The sequence below is a fragment of the Streptosporangium sp. NPDC000396 genome (assembly GCF_042898655.1).
GTDB lineage: Bacteria > Actinomycetota > Actinomycetes > Streptosporangiales > Streptosporangiaceae > Streptosporangium.
The window spans coordinates 17197-32859 of record NZ_JBIAZA010000028.1; the positions used below are offsets into that span (position 1 = coordinate 17197).

At 68.9% G+C, this 15663-nt stretch carries 13 protein-coding genes; 7 read left to right on the forward strand and 6 right to left on the reverse strand.

Annotation, left to right across the window (positions count from 1 at the left end):
• The first annotated feature begins 552 nt into the window (after positions 1–552).
• Together ACFY2X_RS35145 and ACFY2X_RS35150 are read left to right on the forward strand one after the other, a co-directional pair.
• A complete protein-coding gene (locus ACFY2X_RS35145; protein WP_389947155.1) occupies positions 553–1242 on the forward strand; it encodes a pyridoxamine 5'-phosphate oxidase family protein in 690 nt (229 codons plus the stop codon).
• A 4-nt stretch (positions 1243–1246) separates the two neighbouring features.
• Positions 1247–2380 carry a globin domain-containing protein gene (locus tag ACFY2X_RS35150; protein ID WP_389947157.1) on the forward strand — a complete coding sequence of 378 codons (1134 nt, stop codon included), beginning with the start codon at positions 1247–1249 and terminating at the stop codon, positions 2378–2380.
• 8 nt (positions 2381–2388) lie between these two features.
• Here the strand turns inward: ACFY2X_RS35150 and ACFY2X_RS35155 are convergent, their stop codons facing one another.
• The 4 genes from ACFY2X_RS35155 to ACFY2X_RS35170 all read right to left on the reverse strand — a co-directional run bounded on the left by ACFY2X_RS35155 (position 2389) and on the right by ACFY2X_RS35170 (position 8406).
• The gene (locus ACFY2X_RS35155; protein WP_389947158.1) at positions 2389–3198 is read right to left on the reverse strand and encodes an MBL fold metallo-hydrolase; all 810 of its coding nucleotides are present in this window, start codon (positions 3196–3198) and stop codon (positions 2389–2391) included.
• Between the two features lie 124 nt (positions 3199–3322).
• On the reverse strand, positions 3323–5311 hold the full coding sequence (locus ACFY2X_RS35160) for a hypothetical protein (protein ID WP_389947160.1): 1989 nt from the start codon (positions 5309–5311) through the stop codon (positions 3323–3325).
• 283 nt (positions 5312–5594) lie between these two features.
• A complete protein-coding gene (locus ACFY2X_RS35165) occupies positions 5595–6488 on the reverse strand; it encodes a serine/threonine-protein kinase (protein ID WP_389947161.1) in 894 nt (297 codons plus the stop codon).
• Positions 6489–6513: 25 nt separating this feature from the next.
• Entirely contained in the window at positions 6514–8406 is a 1893-nt protein-coding gene (locus ACFY2X_RS35170) for an N-6 DNA methylase (RefSeq protein ID WP_389947163.1), read from the reverse strand.
• An 84-nt stretch (positions 8407–8490) separates the two neighbouring features.
• Between ACFY2X_RS35170 and ACFY2X_RS35175 the strand changes: the two genes are divergently transcribed.
• The gene (locus ACFY2X_RS35175; protein ID WP_389947165.1) at positions 8491–9288 is read left to right on the forward strand and encodes a PP2C family protein-serine/threonine phosphatase; all 798 of its coding nucleotides are present in this window, start codon (positions 8491–8493) and stop codon (positions 9286–9288) included.
• A 123-nt stretch (positions 9289–9411) separates the two neighbouring features.
• Here the strand turns inward: ACFY2X_RS35175 and ACFY2X_RS35180 are convergent, their stop codons facing one another.
• Together ACFY2X_RS35180 and ACFY2X_RS35185 are read right to left on the reverse strand one after the other, a co-directional pair.
• Positions 9412–10242 carry a phosphoribosylaminoimidazolesuccinocarboxamide synthase gene (locus tag ACFY2X_RS35180; protein ID WP_389947167.1) on the reverse strand — a complete coding sequence of 277 codons (831 nt, stop codon included), beginning with the start codon at positions 10240–10242 and terminating at the stop codon, positions 9412–9414.
• Positions 10243–10679: 437 nt separating this feature from the next.
• Positions 10680–11441, reverse strand: coding sequence for a PP2C family protein-serine/threonine phosphatase (locus tag ACFY2X_RS35185; protein WP_389947169.1), 762 nt, complete (start codon positions 11439–11441; stop codon positions 10680–10682).
• Between the two features lie 230 nt (positions 11442–11671).
• Between ACFY2X_RS35185 and ACFY2X_RS35190 the strand changes: the two genes are divergently transcribed.
• The 4 genes from ACFY2X_RS35190 (at position 11672) to ACFY2X_RS35205 (ending at position 15484) form a co-directional block, all read left to right on the forward strand.
• Positions 11672–13255: a peptide chain release factor 3 gene (locus ACFY2X_RS35190; RefSeq protein WP_389947171.1), complete on the forward strand. Its 1584-nt coding sequence runs from the start codon at positions 11672–11674 to the stop codon at positions 13253–13255.
• Between the two features lie 167 nt (positions 13256–13422).
• Entirely contained in the window at positions 13423–14403 is a 981-nt protein-coding gene (locus tag ACFY2X_RS35195; RefSeq protein WP_389947173.1) for a Gfo/Idh/MocA family protein, read from the forward strand.
• 506 nt (positions 14404–14909) lie between these two features.
• Positions 14910–15041 carry a type II toxin-antitoxin system RelE/ParE family toxin gene (locus ACFY2X_RS35200; RefSeq protein WP_389947175.1) on the forward strand — a complete coding sequence of 44 codons (132 nt, stop codon included), beginning with the start codon at positions 14910–14912 and terminating at the stop codon, positions 15039–15041.
• 143 nt (positions 15042–15184) lie between these two features.
• The gene (locus tag ACFY2X_RS35205) at positions 15185–15484 is read left to right on the forward strand and encodes a helix-turn-helix domain-containing protein (protein WP_389947177.1); all 300 of its coding nucleotides are present in this window, start codon (positions 15185–15187) and stop codon (positions 15482–15484) included.
• Positions 15485–15663 lie beyond the last annotated feature (179 nt).

Sequence of the window (15663 nt, forward strand, 5' to 3'; positions counted from 1 at the left end):
TCGGCCCGCGGACAGTACCAAGTACTACCACGAGCCTCGCCTTCGCTTCGAGTCGAGGCGTGTCAGACATCGATTGCCTGAATCTAGGTATTTATCCGATTTATCGGTGTACTTCGTCTTGATCATGATAAATTGCCCCTTGCCCTCACGTTCGCGCTCGTGTCATCCGCGTTGTCAATCAAGATTGACGGAGGTTCTGACCTGGGATGACATGGCGCCGTTCGGAGCCGGTCCGTCGTGCCGCGCCGTTGCCGCGCCGTACGGTCGTCCGTGCGTCCGGGCGGCTGTGCCGTGTCGGCCTGAGCGACCGGGCGACGGCTCGGCAGCACGGGCCGCGAGGGGGTTTCAGGCTGCTCAAATGTGCGAATCTGTTCGATGAATACCTGGCGAAGAAAAGTTTTCAAACCGTTTCGGACAAGAGCAAACATGGTTTAGGCTCCATCGCTTATGTGGGTGGAAAGGCCCGGCCGCGGTCTCCGCACGGAGCCTCCGGGTGAGAGCCCGGACTCCGTCCAGGTCACAGGCCCTACAGCCCGGACGATTGGGAGCGATGTGATAGGTCAGCACACGCCGCACGACGGTCTGGACGATGGCGAGAGCCTGCCCGGGTCCAGGGGGGAGCACATCCTCCAGCGCCTGTTCGCCACCCGGGACCGGGCGACCCGGTTCTACGAGCGGCAGGTCGTCGACCACCTGACACCCCAGATGCGGGAGTTCGTCGCCCGGCAGGAAATGGTCTTCGTGGGGACCTCGGACGCCCGGGGCAACTGCGACACCTCCTTCCGGGCGGGCCAGCCCGGCTTCGTCCGGGTGCTGGACGAGACGAGGCTGATCTATCCGGAGTTCCGGGGCAACGGCGTGCTCGCGAGCCTGGGAAACATCATGGAGAACCCGCACCTCAGCATGCTGTTCGTCGACTTCTTCGAAGACCTGGTCGGGCTGCACGTGAACGGCACGGCGACCATCACGACCGCCTACGACGCGGCCCGTCGCTACGGGCTGGCCGACGAGGACCAGACGGCCCCGGGCCGCCGGGCCGAGCGCTGGGTCATGGTGGAGGTCGAGGAGGCCTACATCCACTGCTCCAAGAACATCCCGCTGCTGGTCAGGAAGGACCGCAGGGAACGTCTCGCGGAGGGGCGCAGGCCCGCGGGGGAGGAGTACTTCGGGGTCCCGCAGATGAGAGCCACCGGACACGAGAGAGAGCACGAGAGAGAAGAAGCAGGGAAGCCGACCTGGTGACGATATGACAATCGACATCGAGCTGATCCGCTACAGCTGGTCGCTTGTCGAGCCGGTGGCCGAGAAGGTCGCCATGCACTTCTACGGCAGGCTCTTCGCCAACCATCCCCACATCCGCGAGATGTTTCCCCCCGCGATGGACATCCAGCGCGATCGCCTGCTCAAGGCGCTCACCCAGGTGGTGCTCAACCTGGAGGACGGCGAGGGCCTGGGCGACTACCTCGGCCAGCTCGCGCGGGACCACCGCAAGTACGGTGTCCGGCCCGAACACTACCCGGCGGTCGGAAGCTGCCTGGTCGCCGCGATGCGGGCCAACGCGGTGGGCGGCCCCTGGCTGCCCGGCTACGACGAGGCGTGGATGACCGCCTACAACTTCATCGCCGAGGTGATGATCAAGGCGGCCGAGGAGGACGCCGCCCACACGCCCCCGGTCTGGATCGGCACCGTGGTGTCCCACGAGGTGCGCACCCCCGAGATCGCCGTGATCACCGTCGAACCCGACCAGCCGTACCCGTACCGGGCAGGCCAGTACACCACCCTGCAGACCACCCACTGGCCCCGGGTGTGGCGCCCGTACTCGATCGCGAACGCGCCACGCCAGGACAACCGGCTCTCCTTCCACGTGCGGATGGTGCCCGGCGGTTGGGTCAGCACGGCGCTGATGCACCACACGCGCCCGGGAGACAGCGTCCTGCTGGGGCCGCCGCGAGGATCCCTCGTGCTCGACCGGGCGACCACCTCCCACCTGGTCTTCATCGCGGGAGGCACGGGCCTGGCCCCGCTCAAGGCGCTCATCGAGGAATCGGTGTGGATGCCCGACCGCCCCTCCATCGACCTCTTCTACGGCGTCCGGCGCAGTGTCGACGCCTACGACCTGAAGGACCTGCAGCGCCTGCGGGGAGAGCACAGACGCCTGCGGATCGTCAACGTGCTCTCCGACGATCCGGAGCAGTGGCGCAGGCAGAACGCCGTGGACGCCCTGGACTATCACCGGATCGTCCCCGACGGGGACGTCTTCGTGTGCGGGTCGCCGGAGATGGTGCGCGTGACCTCCGGCCGTCTGCGGGGCATGGGGGTGCCCCCCCACCGGATCCACACGGAGTTCTCCCCGGACATGCCCAGCTTCGCGGCGCTGTGAGCGAACGGCTAGCCCGCCGCGCGCCGGAGGGCGGTCCTGGTGGTGTCCTCGGGATAGGGCGACAGCCGTACGGCGTCCTGGACGCTCATCCGGCCCGCGGCCACCTCTCGGCAGAGCTCGGCGACCGAGGCGATCTCGGCGCGCTGGGCGACGACGAACTCCCGATCCACCGGATCGCCGTGGCCGGGCACCACGGTCACGGCGCCGTCGCCGGCGAGCCCGAGCAGCCCGTCGACGGCGGCCGGCCATTCGAGCGGATAGGCGTCGCCGTACGCCGGTGGCGCGCCGTTCTCCACCAGGTCACCGGCGAACACCACCCCGGCGTCCGGCACGTGGACCACGAGGTCGTTGCTGGAGTGACCGCGGCCGAAATACGTCATGACGACACCTCGCCCGCCGACGGTCAGCTCCGCCCGGTCGGCCACGAGATGGTCCGGCAGCACGATCTCCGTCTTCTCGATGTCGTCGGCGATGCCGGGCTGACCCTGCTCGCGGTATCGCCGCGCCCAGGCCTCCTTCGTCCTGGCCCCGTCTTCCACCAGGTCGGCCCGGCAGCCCTCCTGCGCCCAGACGGGGCACTCCAGGAACGGCCGCGTGCCGAAACTGTGGTCGAAGTGGGAGTGGGTGATCACTACGGTCCATGGATCCCTGGTGATCCGCCGCACCTCCGCGGCGAGCTCGGCGCCCTGCCGTTCGTCCCCCCGGGTGTCGATCACCAGGCAGCCGCCGTCACCCATGACCAGCCCCACCGACAGGTCCAGCTCGGCGTATCGCCTGACCAGCACCCGATCGGCCACTTCGATCCATCGATCTTCCATGCACGCATTCTTTCTCACAATCCGCCCCGGGGTGACGAGCGGACGGGAACGGCGGAGCCCGTACGGCCCGGCGCCGCGGTTCGAAGGCGGGCGGCACCTGGGAGGAGGTGCCGCCCGCCTCATCTCAGACGCAGGTGACGGTGTATGCGACGGGGTCCGACACGGCCGTGTTGGGCGTGCGGATCCGCAGGTAGCCGGTCACGAGCCCGCTGCTCTTGACCGCCCTCCACTGGTCCCACACCACCGTCCGGGTGAGGGGACCACCGGCCGGGAAGCCGACCTCGAAGGTGGGGCTGGAGGTGCCGTTGTCGAACACCCAGGCGTACTCGACGGGCTCGGAGGTCGGGGCCGACACCGTGATCGTCGCGGTGGCCTTCAGGTCGACCGGGCAGGCGCCCCGGTGGGAGGACGGCGTGATCTTCGCGTCCGTCACCGACACCACGGTGCCCCCGGTGCCCGGGACGGGAGGCTTGCCGTCGCACGTCACCGAGTACTCGGCGGGCTCTGACTTCACCCGCGAGGGGGTGAGGACGTCCACGAAGATCTTTCCGGCCTGGCTGCGGGAGACGGACCACTGGTGGGCCACCCGCTGCTCCCCGGGCTTGGTGATCTTCACGGTCTCCTCGTGCCAGTAGCCGCCGTCCGCCCACCGCCACCGGTAGGTGGCGTCGAACGGGAAGCTCATCCCCTTCGGCGCGGTGATCAGTGACGCGGCGGTCAGCTGGTACGGGTTCTTCGCCGTGCACTCGCCCCCGCCCTGACTCCACGTGCTGACGGCGGGCTTGGAGACGGTGAGGGTCTCGGGCTCCGAGGCCTTGCACGTGACCGACCAGCCGATCTGCCGGGACTCGATCCAGGGGCCGTTGCGGAGCCGTACGAACAGGTTGGTCGTCGCGGTGGTGTCCGAGCCCTCGTACCAGTCTCTGGTCAGGGTCGCCGACCCGGAGATGTCCGTCCGCTGGATGCCGGTTCCGGGGTACCTCCAGTAGTACTCCACCGGGGCGGGCCCGCCACCGCTCACCGTGACCTTCGCAGAGGTCTTCACGGTCACCGGGCAGGGGCCGGTGTACGGCTGGGGCGTGGGGGAGGCCACCTTCTCCTCGGAGACGGCCAGGCTCAGGCACGTGATCGTGAACTTCGCGGGACCCGCCTTCGACCGGCCGGGTGAGGTGATCCGGATCGACGCCGACCCTCCGGCCACCTTGGACGGGTCGGGCACCTGCCAGGTGTGGCTGACCATCCTGGTCAACCTCCCGGGATCCGTGAACTCCCACCTGCCGGGGACCTTCGTGCCGTCGCTGCGCAGCCACTCGTAGGTGACGGTGGCCGGCTTGGAGACGGCGATGTCCGCGGTGAAGGTGAAAGCGGCCGGTGCCGTGCACGTCCCCTGGAAGGCGGCCGGATCCACCTTGAGGTTCGTCACCGACGCGGTCGGGCGGGTGGGCGCGGGCGTGCAGGTCACCGAGTACGGAGCCCTGTTGGAGGTGCTCAGCACCTTGCCGCCCGGACCCAGGATCTCGATCCACCGTGTTCCCGAGTGGCTCGCCAGGAAGGTACGGCTCGCGTTCACCACGCGCCGGGGGGAGTCCTTGGCCGAGAACCAGAGGTCCTCCCTGCCGAGCGGCCCCCCGTCACTGTCCACCCACCGGTAGGAGACGGCCGCGGGGACACGCGAGACCTGGATCGTCCCGGTGAAGTTCAGAGCCTTCCCGGGGGCCGCGCAAGGCCCCGAGTAGCTGTCGGCGGTCACGTGGGCCGAGGCCTTCGGCGCGGGTGTGTCCCCGCCCGACGGCGGCCTGGGGTCGTTGACGCCGCCGCCGGATTCCTCGCAGGTGACGGAGAAAGAGACCCGCTTGGACACCGGCCTCCCGGGACCGAGCACCTGTATGGCCTGCCAGCCACGCGTGCTCCGGGTGAAGGTCCGGCTGTCGCGGAGAACGACCTTCGGGCCCGCCTTCACCGTCCTGACAGCCCCCTTGGAGCCGTCGCTGCGCACCCACCGGTATTTCACCCGGGACGTGCCCTTGACGGCGATCGTGGCCGAGAACACCACCGGCACCGGGCACGCCCCGGCATATCTGGCCGGGGACGCCCGGACGCTCGCGACCTTCACCGATGGGGCTGACGCCGCTTGCGCGGGCGTGACGAGAAAGCCCGCCGACAATGAGAAGGCGGCCACCGCTGTCAAAGCGGCGCGCCACCACGACCCCGGCAACATATGTACGTCACACTCCTTTTGCACCTGTTACGAGCGCGCACAGTGTGTCCGATGCGACTTGGGGTTTTCTTGTGGGCGGCTGGAAACCTTGCAGGTGACTGGAGATGACTGGAAACGCGGTCCAGGCGGCGACGGTCCAGACGGCGGCGGTCAGGCGAGGACGGTCAGGCGGCGGCGGTCAGGCGAGGACGCGGCCGACCACGCGGGCGTACATCCGGACGGGGCTGGGAACCGACGCGGCGTTGAGGAAGCCAGGGAGCACGGGAAGGTCGACGGCGAAGGGCTGCAGCCGCTCGTAAAGGACGTCGGCGTCGGCGGGACGCAGGTCGGGATCCTTCTCCAGGAGATCTTTGAGCAGGCGGTTCAGCTCGGCGGGGGCCCTGGGGACCTCCGGAGGAAGCTCTTTGACCTGACGCTCGAACACGGCGTACTCGGTGGGACCGGTGAAGAGCTGCCGGCCGGTCAGCATCTCGTGGATCACGCAACCCAGGGCGTAGAGATCGCTGCGGGGACCGGCGACGCCGCGCTGGATCTGCTCGGGAGCCATGTAGGCGGGGGTGCCGAGGGTCTGGCCGGCCCGGGTGAACTCGGTGGAGTCGGCCTCGCGGAACATGGCGAGGCCGAAGTCCAGCACCTTGACGCTGCCGTCGGGGCAGAGCATCAGGTTGGTCGGTTTGAGGTCGCGGTGGCAGATGGACAGCATGTGGGCCGCCGACAGGACGGCACAGGCCTGGGCGGCGATCGCGGCGGCCCAGGGGACCGGGAGCGGGCCGTGCTCGCTGACCAGGTCGGCCACGGTGACCCCCTCGATGAACTGCATCACCTGGAACAGCCGCTGGTCGAAGGTGCCGAAGTCGTAGAGGACAGGCGCTCCGGGGTGCTCCAGCTTCGCCAGGATGCGGGCCTCCCGCAGGAAACGCCGTTTCAGCTCCTCATCCGGGCCGGTGAGAACGCGCAGGAACTTGACGGCCACCCTGCGGTCGAGATGTTTGTCGTGGCCGCCGTAGACGGCGCCCATGCCGCCTTGGCCGAGAGGGAGGTCATCGAGTACGTATCGGTCACCGATGACCATCCGACCCTCCCTGGGTTTGCGGGAATCACACCCCTTGGTCGCACGGCCGGAGATGGCCGTCGACCAGTCCGTCAAAGCCTAGCCGGATCAACGTTTCCCCCAGTGCTCTCGTTTCGCGCACCCTGTCTTCCAACACGAACAACTCGCGGAAGGCCGTACCGTATCGCCGCTGGTCGGCGAGGGGAAGCATCGGCACCCGTGCCCGGCGCACGTCGAGACGGCTGGAACTGGGATGGATCCGGGCCGCGTCGGCGGAGCGGAGGAACCCGGCCAGGAAGTCGGGGTCGAGCCGCTGGGGATCCACGCGGTAGAGCGTGAGCTGCGGGCCGAGCGCCGCGCCGCTCCGAGTGATCACCCGGACCGCGCCCAGGGCGGTGGTCACGACGTCACCGGGTCTGATCATGACCAGTGCCGGGTCAAGGGTGGTACCACCGGAAGGGGGCGTGCCCATGGCGGTGTCGTCGGCGGTCAGGACCGGCAGGGGACCGTGGTCGGCGGTCATCCTGGGCGGGGCCTGGAGGATGGTGATCAGGCCCGCCTTGACCAGCTCGCCGATGGTGGTGGTCGGCAGGTCCTGCCGTTCGGTGAGCAGCTCAAGGGCCGGAGGCGCGTCCGACAGCGCGGCCGAGGTGTCCCGGAACCTGTCCAGCGCGTCGGTGAAGTCACGCAGGAAGTCCGGGCCGCCCTGCGGGGGACGGTGCCGGGCGGGGCTGAGGTCCACCTCGTCGTCGAGCAGGTCGATGATCCGCACGGTACGGCTGCCGCCGGGCAGCTCGGCCTCCGGGTCTTCCATGTAGGCGCGCCAGGCGGGCTCCACGACGGACAGATCCTCGCCGGCGTCCACCATCAGGAGGCGGGAGGGGGGCCGCTCGCCGTCGGGGCGGCGCAGCATCCACAGGTCGGGGGCGCCGGGCCCGAGGGTCACCACGGCCCGCAGCGCTCCGGCGCGCAGGAGGTTGCCCCGGATCCGCTTGCCAGGGCGACGGCTGGCCGCCGCCGCGGGCATCAGGATCGCCACCAGGCCGCCGGGCTTCACGTGGGTCAGGCAGTGCTGCACCCAGGCGAGCTCGGACTCCCCGCGGGGCGGCAGGCCGTACTCCCAGCGGGGGTCGCCGGTCAGCTCCTCGTAGCCCCACGCGCGCTCGTTGAACGGCGGGTCGCAGACCACGGCGTCGGCGAGCTCGCCGGCCAGGCCGTTCTCGCGGAGCGAGTCGCCCGCGACGATCCGCGTGTCGGCCCCGCGTAACAGCATCCGGACCGCGGCGAGCCGCGCGTTCGTCCCGCTGATCTCCTGGCCGCGCGGAGCCCGGGCGTGCAGGAGAAGGGTCCCGATGCCGCAGGCCGGGTCGAGGACGCTGCCCTGCCCGGCCAGCCGGGACATGAGCGCGGCCACGTCGTCCCGGGTGACCGAGAGCTGCCGGGAATGGGCCTCGGCGTAGCGCTCGCAGAGGAACTCGAAGGCCGGGAGGGGCCCGCGCTCGGAGGCCAGCTCGATGACGAGATCGACGAGCGTGAGGTCGCCCAGCCGCAGATCGGGGGAGCCGGGAAGGCCGCTTGTCGTGGCGGCCAGATCGGCGAGGGACCGGGCGTCGTGGTCGCGCCGGGCTCCGGGCTCGCGGTGCAGGAACAGCAGGAACGCGCCGACCCTGCCCACCAGGTCGCCCAGGTGCAGGTCATCGACCGAGGTCCGCAGCCGCTGCCAGACCAGGTCGCCGAGCGACACCTCGAACGACTTGCCGTTGCTGCGCAGCCACGTGGTGACCTCGGACAGGGAGAACAGCGGGCTGGAGGTGGTGCCGCCCACCGGGCGGGGAAAGTCGTCATGGCGGCGGCGCCAGTTGCTCACCGCGGCGCGGCCGACGGAGGCGAGCCGGGCGATGTCACCCGCGTTCACCGTGATGCCCTGGCTCTCCTCCATACTGGGCCACAGTAGTTGACTGTGCCGAAACGGTCTACAACATCTTTGCTTGTGAAGTGCTTCAACCAATGCTTTACTGCCTTCATGGCACTCAACGAAGCATTGGCGCTGCGCTACGCCGCCCGGTCCGATGTCGGCGTCCGCCGCGAGGCGAACGAGGATTCGGGCTACGCGAGTGCACGCCTGCTCGCCATAGCCGACGGCATGGGCGGTCACGCGGGTGGAGAGATCGCCAGCTCGCTCGCCGTCACAGCCCTGGCGGCGCTGGACGAGAGGCTTTCAGAGAGCGGTGTCGACCTGGTGGCCACCCTCAAGAGCACGGCCACCGAAGTCAACCACACCCTGCACGACATGAGCGAGCACGACCCCACGCTCCGCGGGATGGGCACCACCCTGACCGCCATGCTCTGGGACGGCGCCACCTTCGCTCTGGCCCACGTCGGTGACTCCCGCGCCTACATGTTGCGCGATGGTGCCCTCTACCAGATCACCCACGACCACACCCTGGTCCAGTCGCTGGTGGACGAGGGGCGCATCACCCCGGAGCAGGCCGCCGAGCACCCGCGCCGGTCCATGGTGCTGCGGGTCCTGGAGGGCACGGGTGACGGCGAGCTGGACCTCTCCCTGCGGGAGGCCCAGCCGGGTGACCGCTACCTGCTGTGCTCCGACGGCCTGACCGGCGTGGTCGGCCCGGAGACCCTGTTCAACACGCTGACCGCCATCGCCGACCCGGATGAGGCCGTCAGGTGGCTCATCGATCTGGCCAACCGGGGCGGCGGCCCTGACAACATCACCTGCATCGTGGCCGACTTCGGGGCCCACCCCGCCTCCACCGAGCGCTTCATCGTGGGCGCCGTGGCCGACAGGAGGCTGGCGCGCTGACGCTCATGTCGTGAGGAGGGCCGGTGTTCACGGATACGTGAACACCGGCCCCTTTCGATGGTGCCTCAGGCGGTGCGTTCGTTTCGGTGAGATCTCACCGGCGGTGCGCTCGCGCGCCGCGGTTCACCAGGTCTTGCCCGTGATGCGCTCGTACGCCTCGATGTAGCGTGCCCGGGTGACCTCCACGACCTCGGCGGGCACCTCCGGCGCGGGCTCCTTCTTGTCCCATCCGGTGCCCGCGGCCCAGTCGCGGACGAACTGCTTGTCGAAGGCGAACTGCGGGCGGCCGGGCTCCCACTGGTCGGCCGGCCAGAACCGCGAGGAGTCGGAGGTGAGCACCTCGTCACCGAGCGTGAGCGTGCCGTCGGACGCCCAGCCGAGCTCCAGCTTGGTGTCGGCGATGATGACGCCGCGCTCGCGGGCCAGCTCGGCGCCGCGCTCGTAGACCGCGAGCGTGATCCGGCGGAGCTCCGCGGCGACCTCCGCCCCCTCCTGGGAGACCACGTCGTCGTAGGTGATGAACTCGTCGTGCTGCCCGAGCGGGGCCTTGGTCGTCGGCGTGAAGATCGGCTGGGGAAGCCTGGAGCCCTCCACGAGACCGGGAGGCAACGGCACCCCGGAGACCGAACCGCCGGCCTGGTACTCCTTCAGGCCGAGACCGGCGAGATAGCCACGGGCGATGCACTCGACCTGCACCATGTTCAACCGGCGGCACCGTACGGCACGGCCCTCGAACTCGGACGGCACGTCGGTGGCGGAGATGACGTGGTTGGGAACGATGTCCGCGAGCTGCTCGAACCACCACAGCGAAAGCTGCGTGAGGATCTTCCCCTTGTCGGGGATGGGCGTGGGCAGGATCACGTCGTACACCGACACCCGGTCGGAGGCCACGAGGATGATGTCCCCCCGGTCCTCGTATACGTCGCGGACCTTCCCGGAGTGCAGAAGCTTCACTGGGTTCCTTGTGCTGGTGCGATCTCTCAGCCGCAGGAGGACCGTCGACCGCTGATCGAAACGTACTCGCCGTTGTTGAGTACATCCGGCGGGAACAGCCTAGTCGGCGGCCTTGCGATTCTCGAAACAGGACGCTCGCGCAGCGGGACACCCGGTCGACGGGCCGGGAAGGGAGACGGCGATCCGCCGTACGGAGGGAATCAGGCCGGGCGGGTGATCATGAAGGCGAGGCCGACGAGGATCACGACGGGGATGAGCCACACGATCGCTTCGATGGCGAATTCCTTGTACATGACGGACATCCCTCCGGGGCGATGATCGACGAGGAGCACGCAGAACCGACGATAGCGTTTGCCTTCCGTCGCGACCAGGATTCACCCGCCACCGCCCCCGGAGGCGTTTCCGGAGGCGTTTCCCGGAAGGGCGGGTGGACCCGTCTACAAGGGGCTGGCCGAGCCGACCACCAGGGGGGTCTCCGAGCCGGGCCCCTCGACCACGTCCGCGACCACACAGGTGATGTTGTCGGGACCGCCGCCGTCGAGGGCGAGCCCGATGAGCTGCCGGATCACCGCGTCGAGGTCGTCGACGTCGGCGAGCACCTGGCGGAGCTGGTCGGCCTCGACCACCCCGGACAGGCCGTCGGAGCACAGCAGGTAGCGGTCGCCGACCTCGGCGTCCCGAAGGGAGAGATCGGGGTCGATGGTGTCGCCGCCGTCGAGGACCTGCAGCAGGATCGACCTGTGCGGGTGCCGGGCGGCCTCCTCGGCGGTGATCCGGCCCTCGTCCATCAGCGTCTGGACCAGGGTGTGATCGTAGGTGATCTGGTAGAGATCGCCGTTGCGGAGCAGGTAGGCGCGGGAGTCACCGATGTGGGCGAGGGCGACCCGCAGTCCGTCCCAGAGCATCAGGGTCAGGGTGGTGCCCATGCCGGCGAGGCTCGGGTCCTGCTCGACCAGCTCGCGCAGACGCTGGTTGGCCTTGCGGACTCCGGCCTCGGCGGCGGCGACCAGATCGCCCGGGGTTTCCTGGTCGAGGGACGCGACCGTGGCGATCGCCGCCGAGCTGGCGACCTCTCCACCCACATGGCCCCCCATCCCGTCGGCGACGGCGAGGAGCCAGGGCCCGGCGTAGGCCGCGTCCTCATTGCCCTGGCGGACCCGGCCGACGTCGGAGCCTGCCGCGTAGCGGAGGGTGATCATCTGCACATCACTGGAGCGTCGAGTTGCACGAGCGGGTCGCTTTCGGGCAGTCGGGACGGGCATGGGGCGAACCATGGTGTTCCACGATCCACCGAACACCACGGTGACGCAAGCGGCCTGAGGAAGTGTTGCCACATCTGTTGACGTGTGCGGTGGCGCGTAAGCTGTTTCGGCGACCCGCACAGTGTCGGGAGCTCCACTCTACCCACGCACCGCTAGGAGACCAGGACATGACCGCGATCACTCAGGAGGCGGCGCGGCGCCGCACGTTCGCGGTGATCAGCCACCCCGACGCTGGTAAGTCGACCATGACCGAGGCGCTGGCGCTGCACGCCTCCGCGATCAGCGAGGCGGGTGCGGTGCACGGCAAGGCCGGCCGGCGCGGCGTGACCTCCGACTGGATGGATATGGAGAAGGCGCGAGGCATCTCCATCACCTCCGCCGCGCTCCGCTTCGAATACCGCGGCCACATGTTCAACCTGGTCGACACCCCCGGCCACGCCGACTTCTCCGAGGACACCTACCGGGTGCTGGCGGCAGTCGACTGCGCGGTCATGCTGCTCGACGCGGCCAAGGGCATGGAGCCGCAGACCCTGAAGCTGTTCGAGGTCTGCCGGCACCGGCGGATCCCGGTCATCACGTTCGTCAACAAGTGGGACCGGCCCGGCCGGGAGGCGCTGGAGCTGCTGGACGAGATCCAGGAGAAGACCAACCTGCTCCCCACCCCGATCACCTGGCCGATCGGCACCGGCGGCTTCTTCCACGGCGTGGTGGACCGCATCACCGACCAGGCGGTCCGTTACACCCGCACCCCCGGCGGCGCCACCAAGGCCATCGAGACCGAGCTCACCCCTGAGCAGGCCACCGCCGAGCTGGGAGAAGACTGGAAGCGGGCCAAGGACGAGGTGGACCTGCTCTCGGCGATCGGCTCCGACCACGACCAGAAGGCGTTCGAGGCGCACGAGTCCACTCCGGTGCTGTTCGGCGCGGCCCTGAACAACTTCGGCGTCGGCCGCCTGCTCGACGCCATGGTCGACATCGCCCCGGCTCCCGCGCCCCGCCCCGACGTCAAGGACGACCCGCGCCCGCTGGACAAGCCGTTCTCCGGTCTGGTCTTCAAGGTGCAGGCCAACATGGACCCCTCGCACCGCGACCGGATCGCGTTCGTCCGGGTCTGCTCGGGCCGGTTCGAGCGTGGCATGGTGCTGACCCACGCGGCCACCGGGCGTCCCTTCGCCACCAAATACGCCCAGTCGGTCTTCGGCCAGGAGCGCGCGACGATCGACGAGGCCTTCCCCGGCGACGTGGTCGGTCTGGTGAACGCCACCGCCCTGCGCCCCGGTGACACCCTTTACGACGGCTCGGCGGTCGAGTTCCCGAAGATCCCGAGCTTCGCGCCCGAGCACTTCTGGACCGCCCGCTGCCGCGACTCCAGCCGGGCCAAGCAGTTCCGCAAGGGCATCGACCAGATGGAGGCCGAGGGCGTCGTCCAGGTCCTGCGCTCCGACATCCGGGGCGACCAGTCGCCGGTGCTCGCGGCGGTCGGCCCCATGCAGTTCGACGTGGTCAAGCACCGGCTGGCCGGAGAGTTCAACACCGAGATCCTGATGGACCGGCTCGACTTCAGCCTCGCCAGGATCACCGACGCCGCGTCCGCGCCGATCCTGGCCCGCCAGCGGGGCGTGGAGGTCTTCACCCGGTCGCTCGACGGAGAGCTGCTGGCGTTGTTCTCCGACGAGTGGCGGATGCGCGGGGTGCTGCGCGACCACCCCGACCTGGTGCTCAAGGCGCTGCTCGCCGACACCCGCGGCTGATCGCCCGGTACGGCCCGCTGATCACCCGGTAAGCCCGCTGACCGTCAGGTACGGCCCGCTGACCGTCAGGTACGGCCGGCTGGCCGTCATGTACGGCCGGCTGGCCGTCATGTACGGCCGTCGCCGGGCGAGCCGGAGGCGGGCCGTACATGATGAGATATGTCCTCATGAGCACGATCAAATGGGGAATTCTCGCGACCGGTGGGATCGCCGCCACGTTCACCGAAGACCTGAAGCTCCTGCCGGACGCCGAGGTGATCGCGGTCGGGTCCAGAACGCTGGAGACCGCCAAGGCGTTCGCAGACCGGCACGACATCCCCCGGGCCTACGGGACCTGGGCCGAACTGGCCGCCGACGAGGACGTGGACATCGTCTACGTCGCCAACACCCAGAACGCCCACCGTGACGCCGTGCTCACCTGTCTCAACGCGGGCAAGGCCGTACTGTGCGAGAAGGCGTTCACGCTGAACGCCGCCGAGGCCGCCGAACTGGTGGACCTCGCGCGAAAGCGCGGCCTGTTCCTCATGGAGGCCATGTGGATGCGGTGCAACCCCGCCATCCGCAAGGTCGTGGAGCTGATCGGCGAGGGCGTGCTCGGCCCGGTCAACACCCTCCACGCCGACTTCGCGATCTCCTTCTCCATCGGGCCGAGCCACCGGCTCCGCGACCCCGCGCAGGGTGGCGGCGCCCTGCTCGACCTGGGCGTCTACCCGATCTCCTTCGCCCACCTCGTGCTCGGCAACCCCGCGAAGGTGCAGTCATGGGCACGGCTGACCCCCGAGGGCGTGGACGAGAACACCGGCATGCTGTTCGGCTACGACAACGGGGCGGTCGCGCTGCTCTCCTGCGGCATCACCACCCACAGCCCGATCACGGCGTCGATCTCCGGCCCGCTCGGCCGGATCGAGCTGCCGCGCAGCTTCTTCCGGCCCGACACCTTCACCCTGCACCGCGTGGACGCCGAGCCGGAGACCTTCCACGTCCCCTTCGAGGGGGTCGGCCTGACCCACGAGGCCGTCGAGGCGATGCGCTGCCTGCGCGAGGGCCTGCTGGAAAGCCCCCTCGTGCCCTGGCAGGCCACCCTTGAGGTGATGACCCTCATGGACGAGGTCCGCGGGCAGATCGGAGTCCGCTTCCCCGGCGAGTGACCGATGAGGCCTTCCAGCCTTGGCGGGCTCGCTGAGATGAATGGTTTCGCAGTGCGGCACCGCTGAGGGTTGAGCTGCGCCGGGCGGGCCATTTCCGGCCCACCCGTGGAGCGGGTGCTTCGGTAAGGCGGCTGATGCCCACCTGGCCCTCCCTGGCCGGGTCCGCAAGAACCGGGAAATCCATCACCGGAACGAAAGGAATGATCAAGTTTCTGAACGGCATCTTTGAGATACCAAGGTCAGGCCTGCTCCCGACCGAGGGGTAGCCTTCAGGGTCTGCTTGTACGGCTCCCGCTCACTTCGTGGGAATGAGCCGTATTTACTGATCGTGTGGCTTCGTCGACTTTTCGCCGGCGGTAACGCGATGATGGATCATCGTGTTTGACTGAAAGCGGAGTGTGACGATTCTCTAGCCCATAGCATCAACGCTATGAGCTGGGGTACCGTAAAGCTGGAACCGGAAGTTCAGAAGTGCTTGAAAATCTGCCTGCGGCATCCTTCGCAAAGTGGCTTTCTATGTCGATCTGCTTGCGGCGGAGGGACCCCTGCTGGGGGAGCCCTGCACGAAGCAACTTGACGGCAAACTGCGCGAGCTCCGATTTCGCCTTGACGAGTTCGCCGTACGCATCACTTACTAGATCGCACCTCATCGCCGGATCGTGCTCTTGACCGTGTTTCACAAGACGCGGACGCGTGACGACCGTGAGGTTGAGCGAGCTCGGCGAGCCATGCGTCGCTGTGTCGAACTGGCGCACACCGCCGACGGGGAAGAAGAAACAGCATGAGCGAGCAGGGAAGCTGGCAAGAGCTCAGAGATCGCCGGATGGCCGAGCCGGGCGTGGCTGAGGCCTATGAAGCCACACGTCTCGCCTACGAACTGGGCAAGACGGTCCGGGCGATGCGTGAGGGGCGTGGCTGGAGCCAGAACGACCTGGCTCGCGCGGCCGGCATGACACAGTCGGCAGTGGCGCGGTTCGAGGCAGGCGGGACCATTCCCACGTTGCCGGTTCTGGAGCGGCTGGCGCGTGCCCTGGACGCGGATGTCGAGGTCCGCCTGACGCCACGGGCTCCTGCTGCTTGAGTTGAGCCCTCAACGCCGACCAGAAGCCGGTCGTCACGCTGCTGGCACTTCGCGGGTTACTGCAGCATTGGTTGCGCCAACGTCAAGCTAGGTGACCCACCCGGATGGGGAGCCTGCCAGACAGGCCTGGCCCCGACCGAGGAGTAGTTCCACAGCGTTCCGTCGTACGGCTCACGCTC

Excerpts from the sequence above, each read along its gene's own strand:
- ACFY2X_RS35150 (WP_389947157.1), top strand. The coding sequence starts at position 1,247 with ATGACAATCGACATCGAGCTGATCCGCTACAGCTGGTCGCTTGTCGAG.
- ACFY2X_RS35155 (WP_389947158.1), bottom strand. The coding sequence starts at position 3,198 with ATGGAAGATCGATGGATCGAAGTGGCCGATCGGGTGCTGGTCAGGCGA.
- ACFY2X_RS35165 (WP_389947161.1), bottom strand. The coding sequence starts at position 6,488 with ATGGTCATCGGTGACCGATACGTACTCGATGACCTCCCTCTCGGCCAA.
- ACFY2X_RS35170 (WP_389947163.1), bottom strand. The coding sequence starts at position 8,406 with ATGGAGGAGAGCCAGGGCATCACGGTGAACGCGGGTGACATCGCCCGG.
- ACFY2X_RS35175 (WP_389947165.1), top strand. The coding sequence starts at position 8,491 with ATGGCACTCAACGAAGCATTGGCGCTGCGCTACGCCGCCCGGTCCGAT.
- ACFY2X_RS35185 (WP_389947169.1), bottom strand. The coding sequence starts at position 11,441 with ATGATCACCCTCCGCTACGCGGCAGGCTCCGACGTCGGCCGGGTCCGC.
- ACFY2X_RS35190 (WP_389947171.1), top strand. The coding sequence starts at position 11,672 with ATGACCGCGATCACTCAGGAGGCGGCGCGGCGCCGCACGTTCGCGGTG.
- ACFY2X_RS35195 (WP_389947173.1), top strand. The coding sequence starts at position 13,423 with ATGAGCACGATCAAATGGGGAATTCTCGCGACCGGTGGGATCGCCGCC.
- ACFY2X_RS35205 (WP_389947177.1), top strand. The coding sequence starts at position 15,185 with ATGAGCGAGCAGGGAAGCTGGCAAGAGCTCAGAGATCGCCGGATGGCC.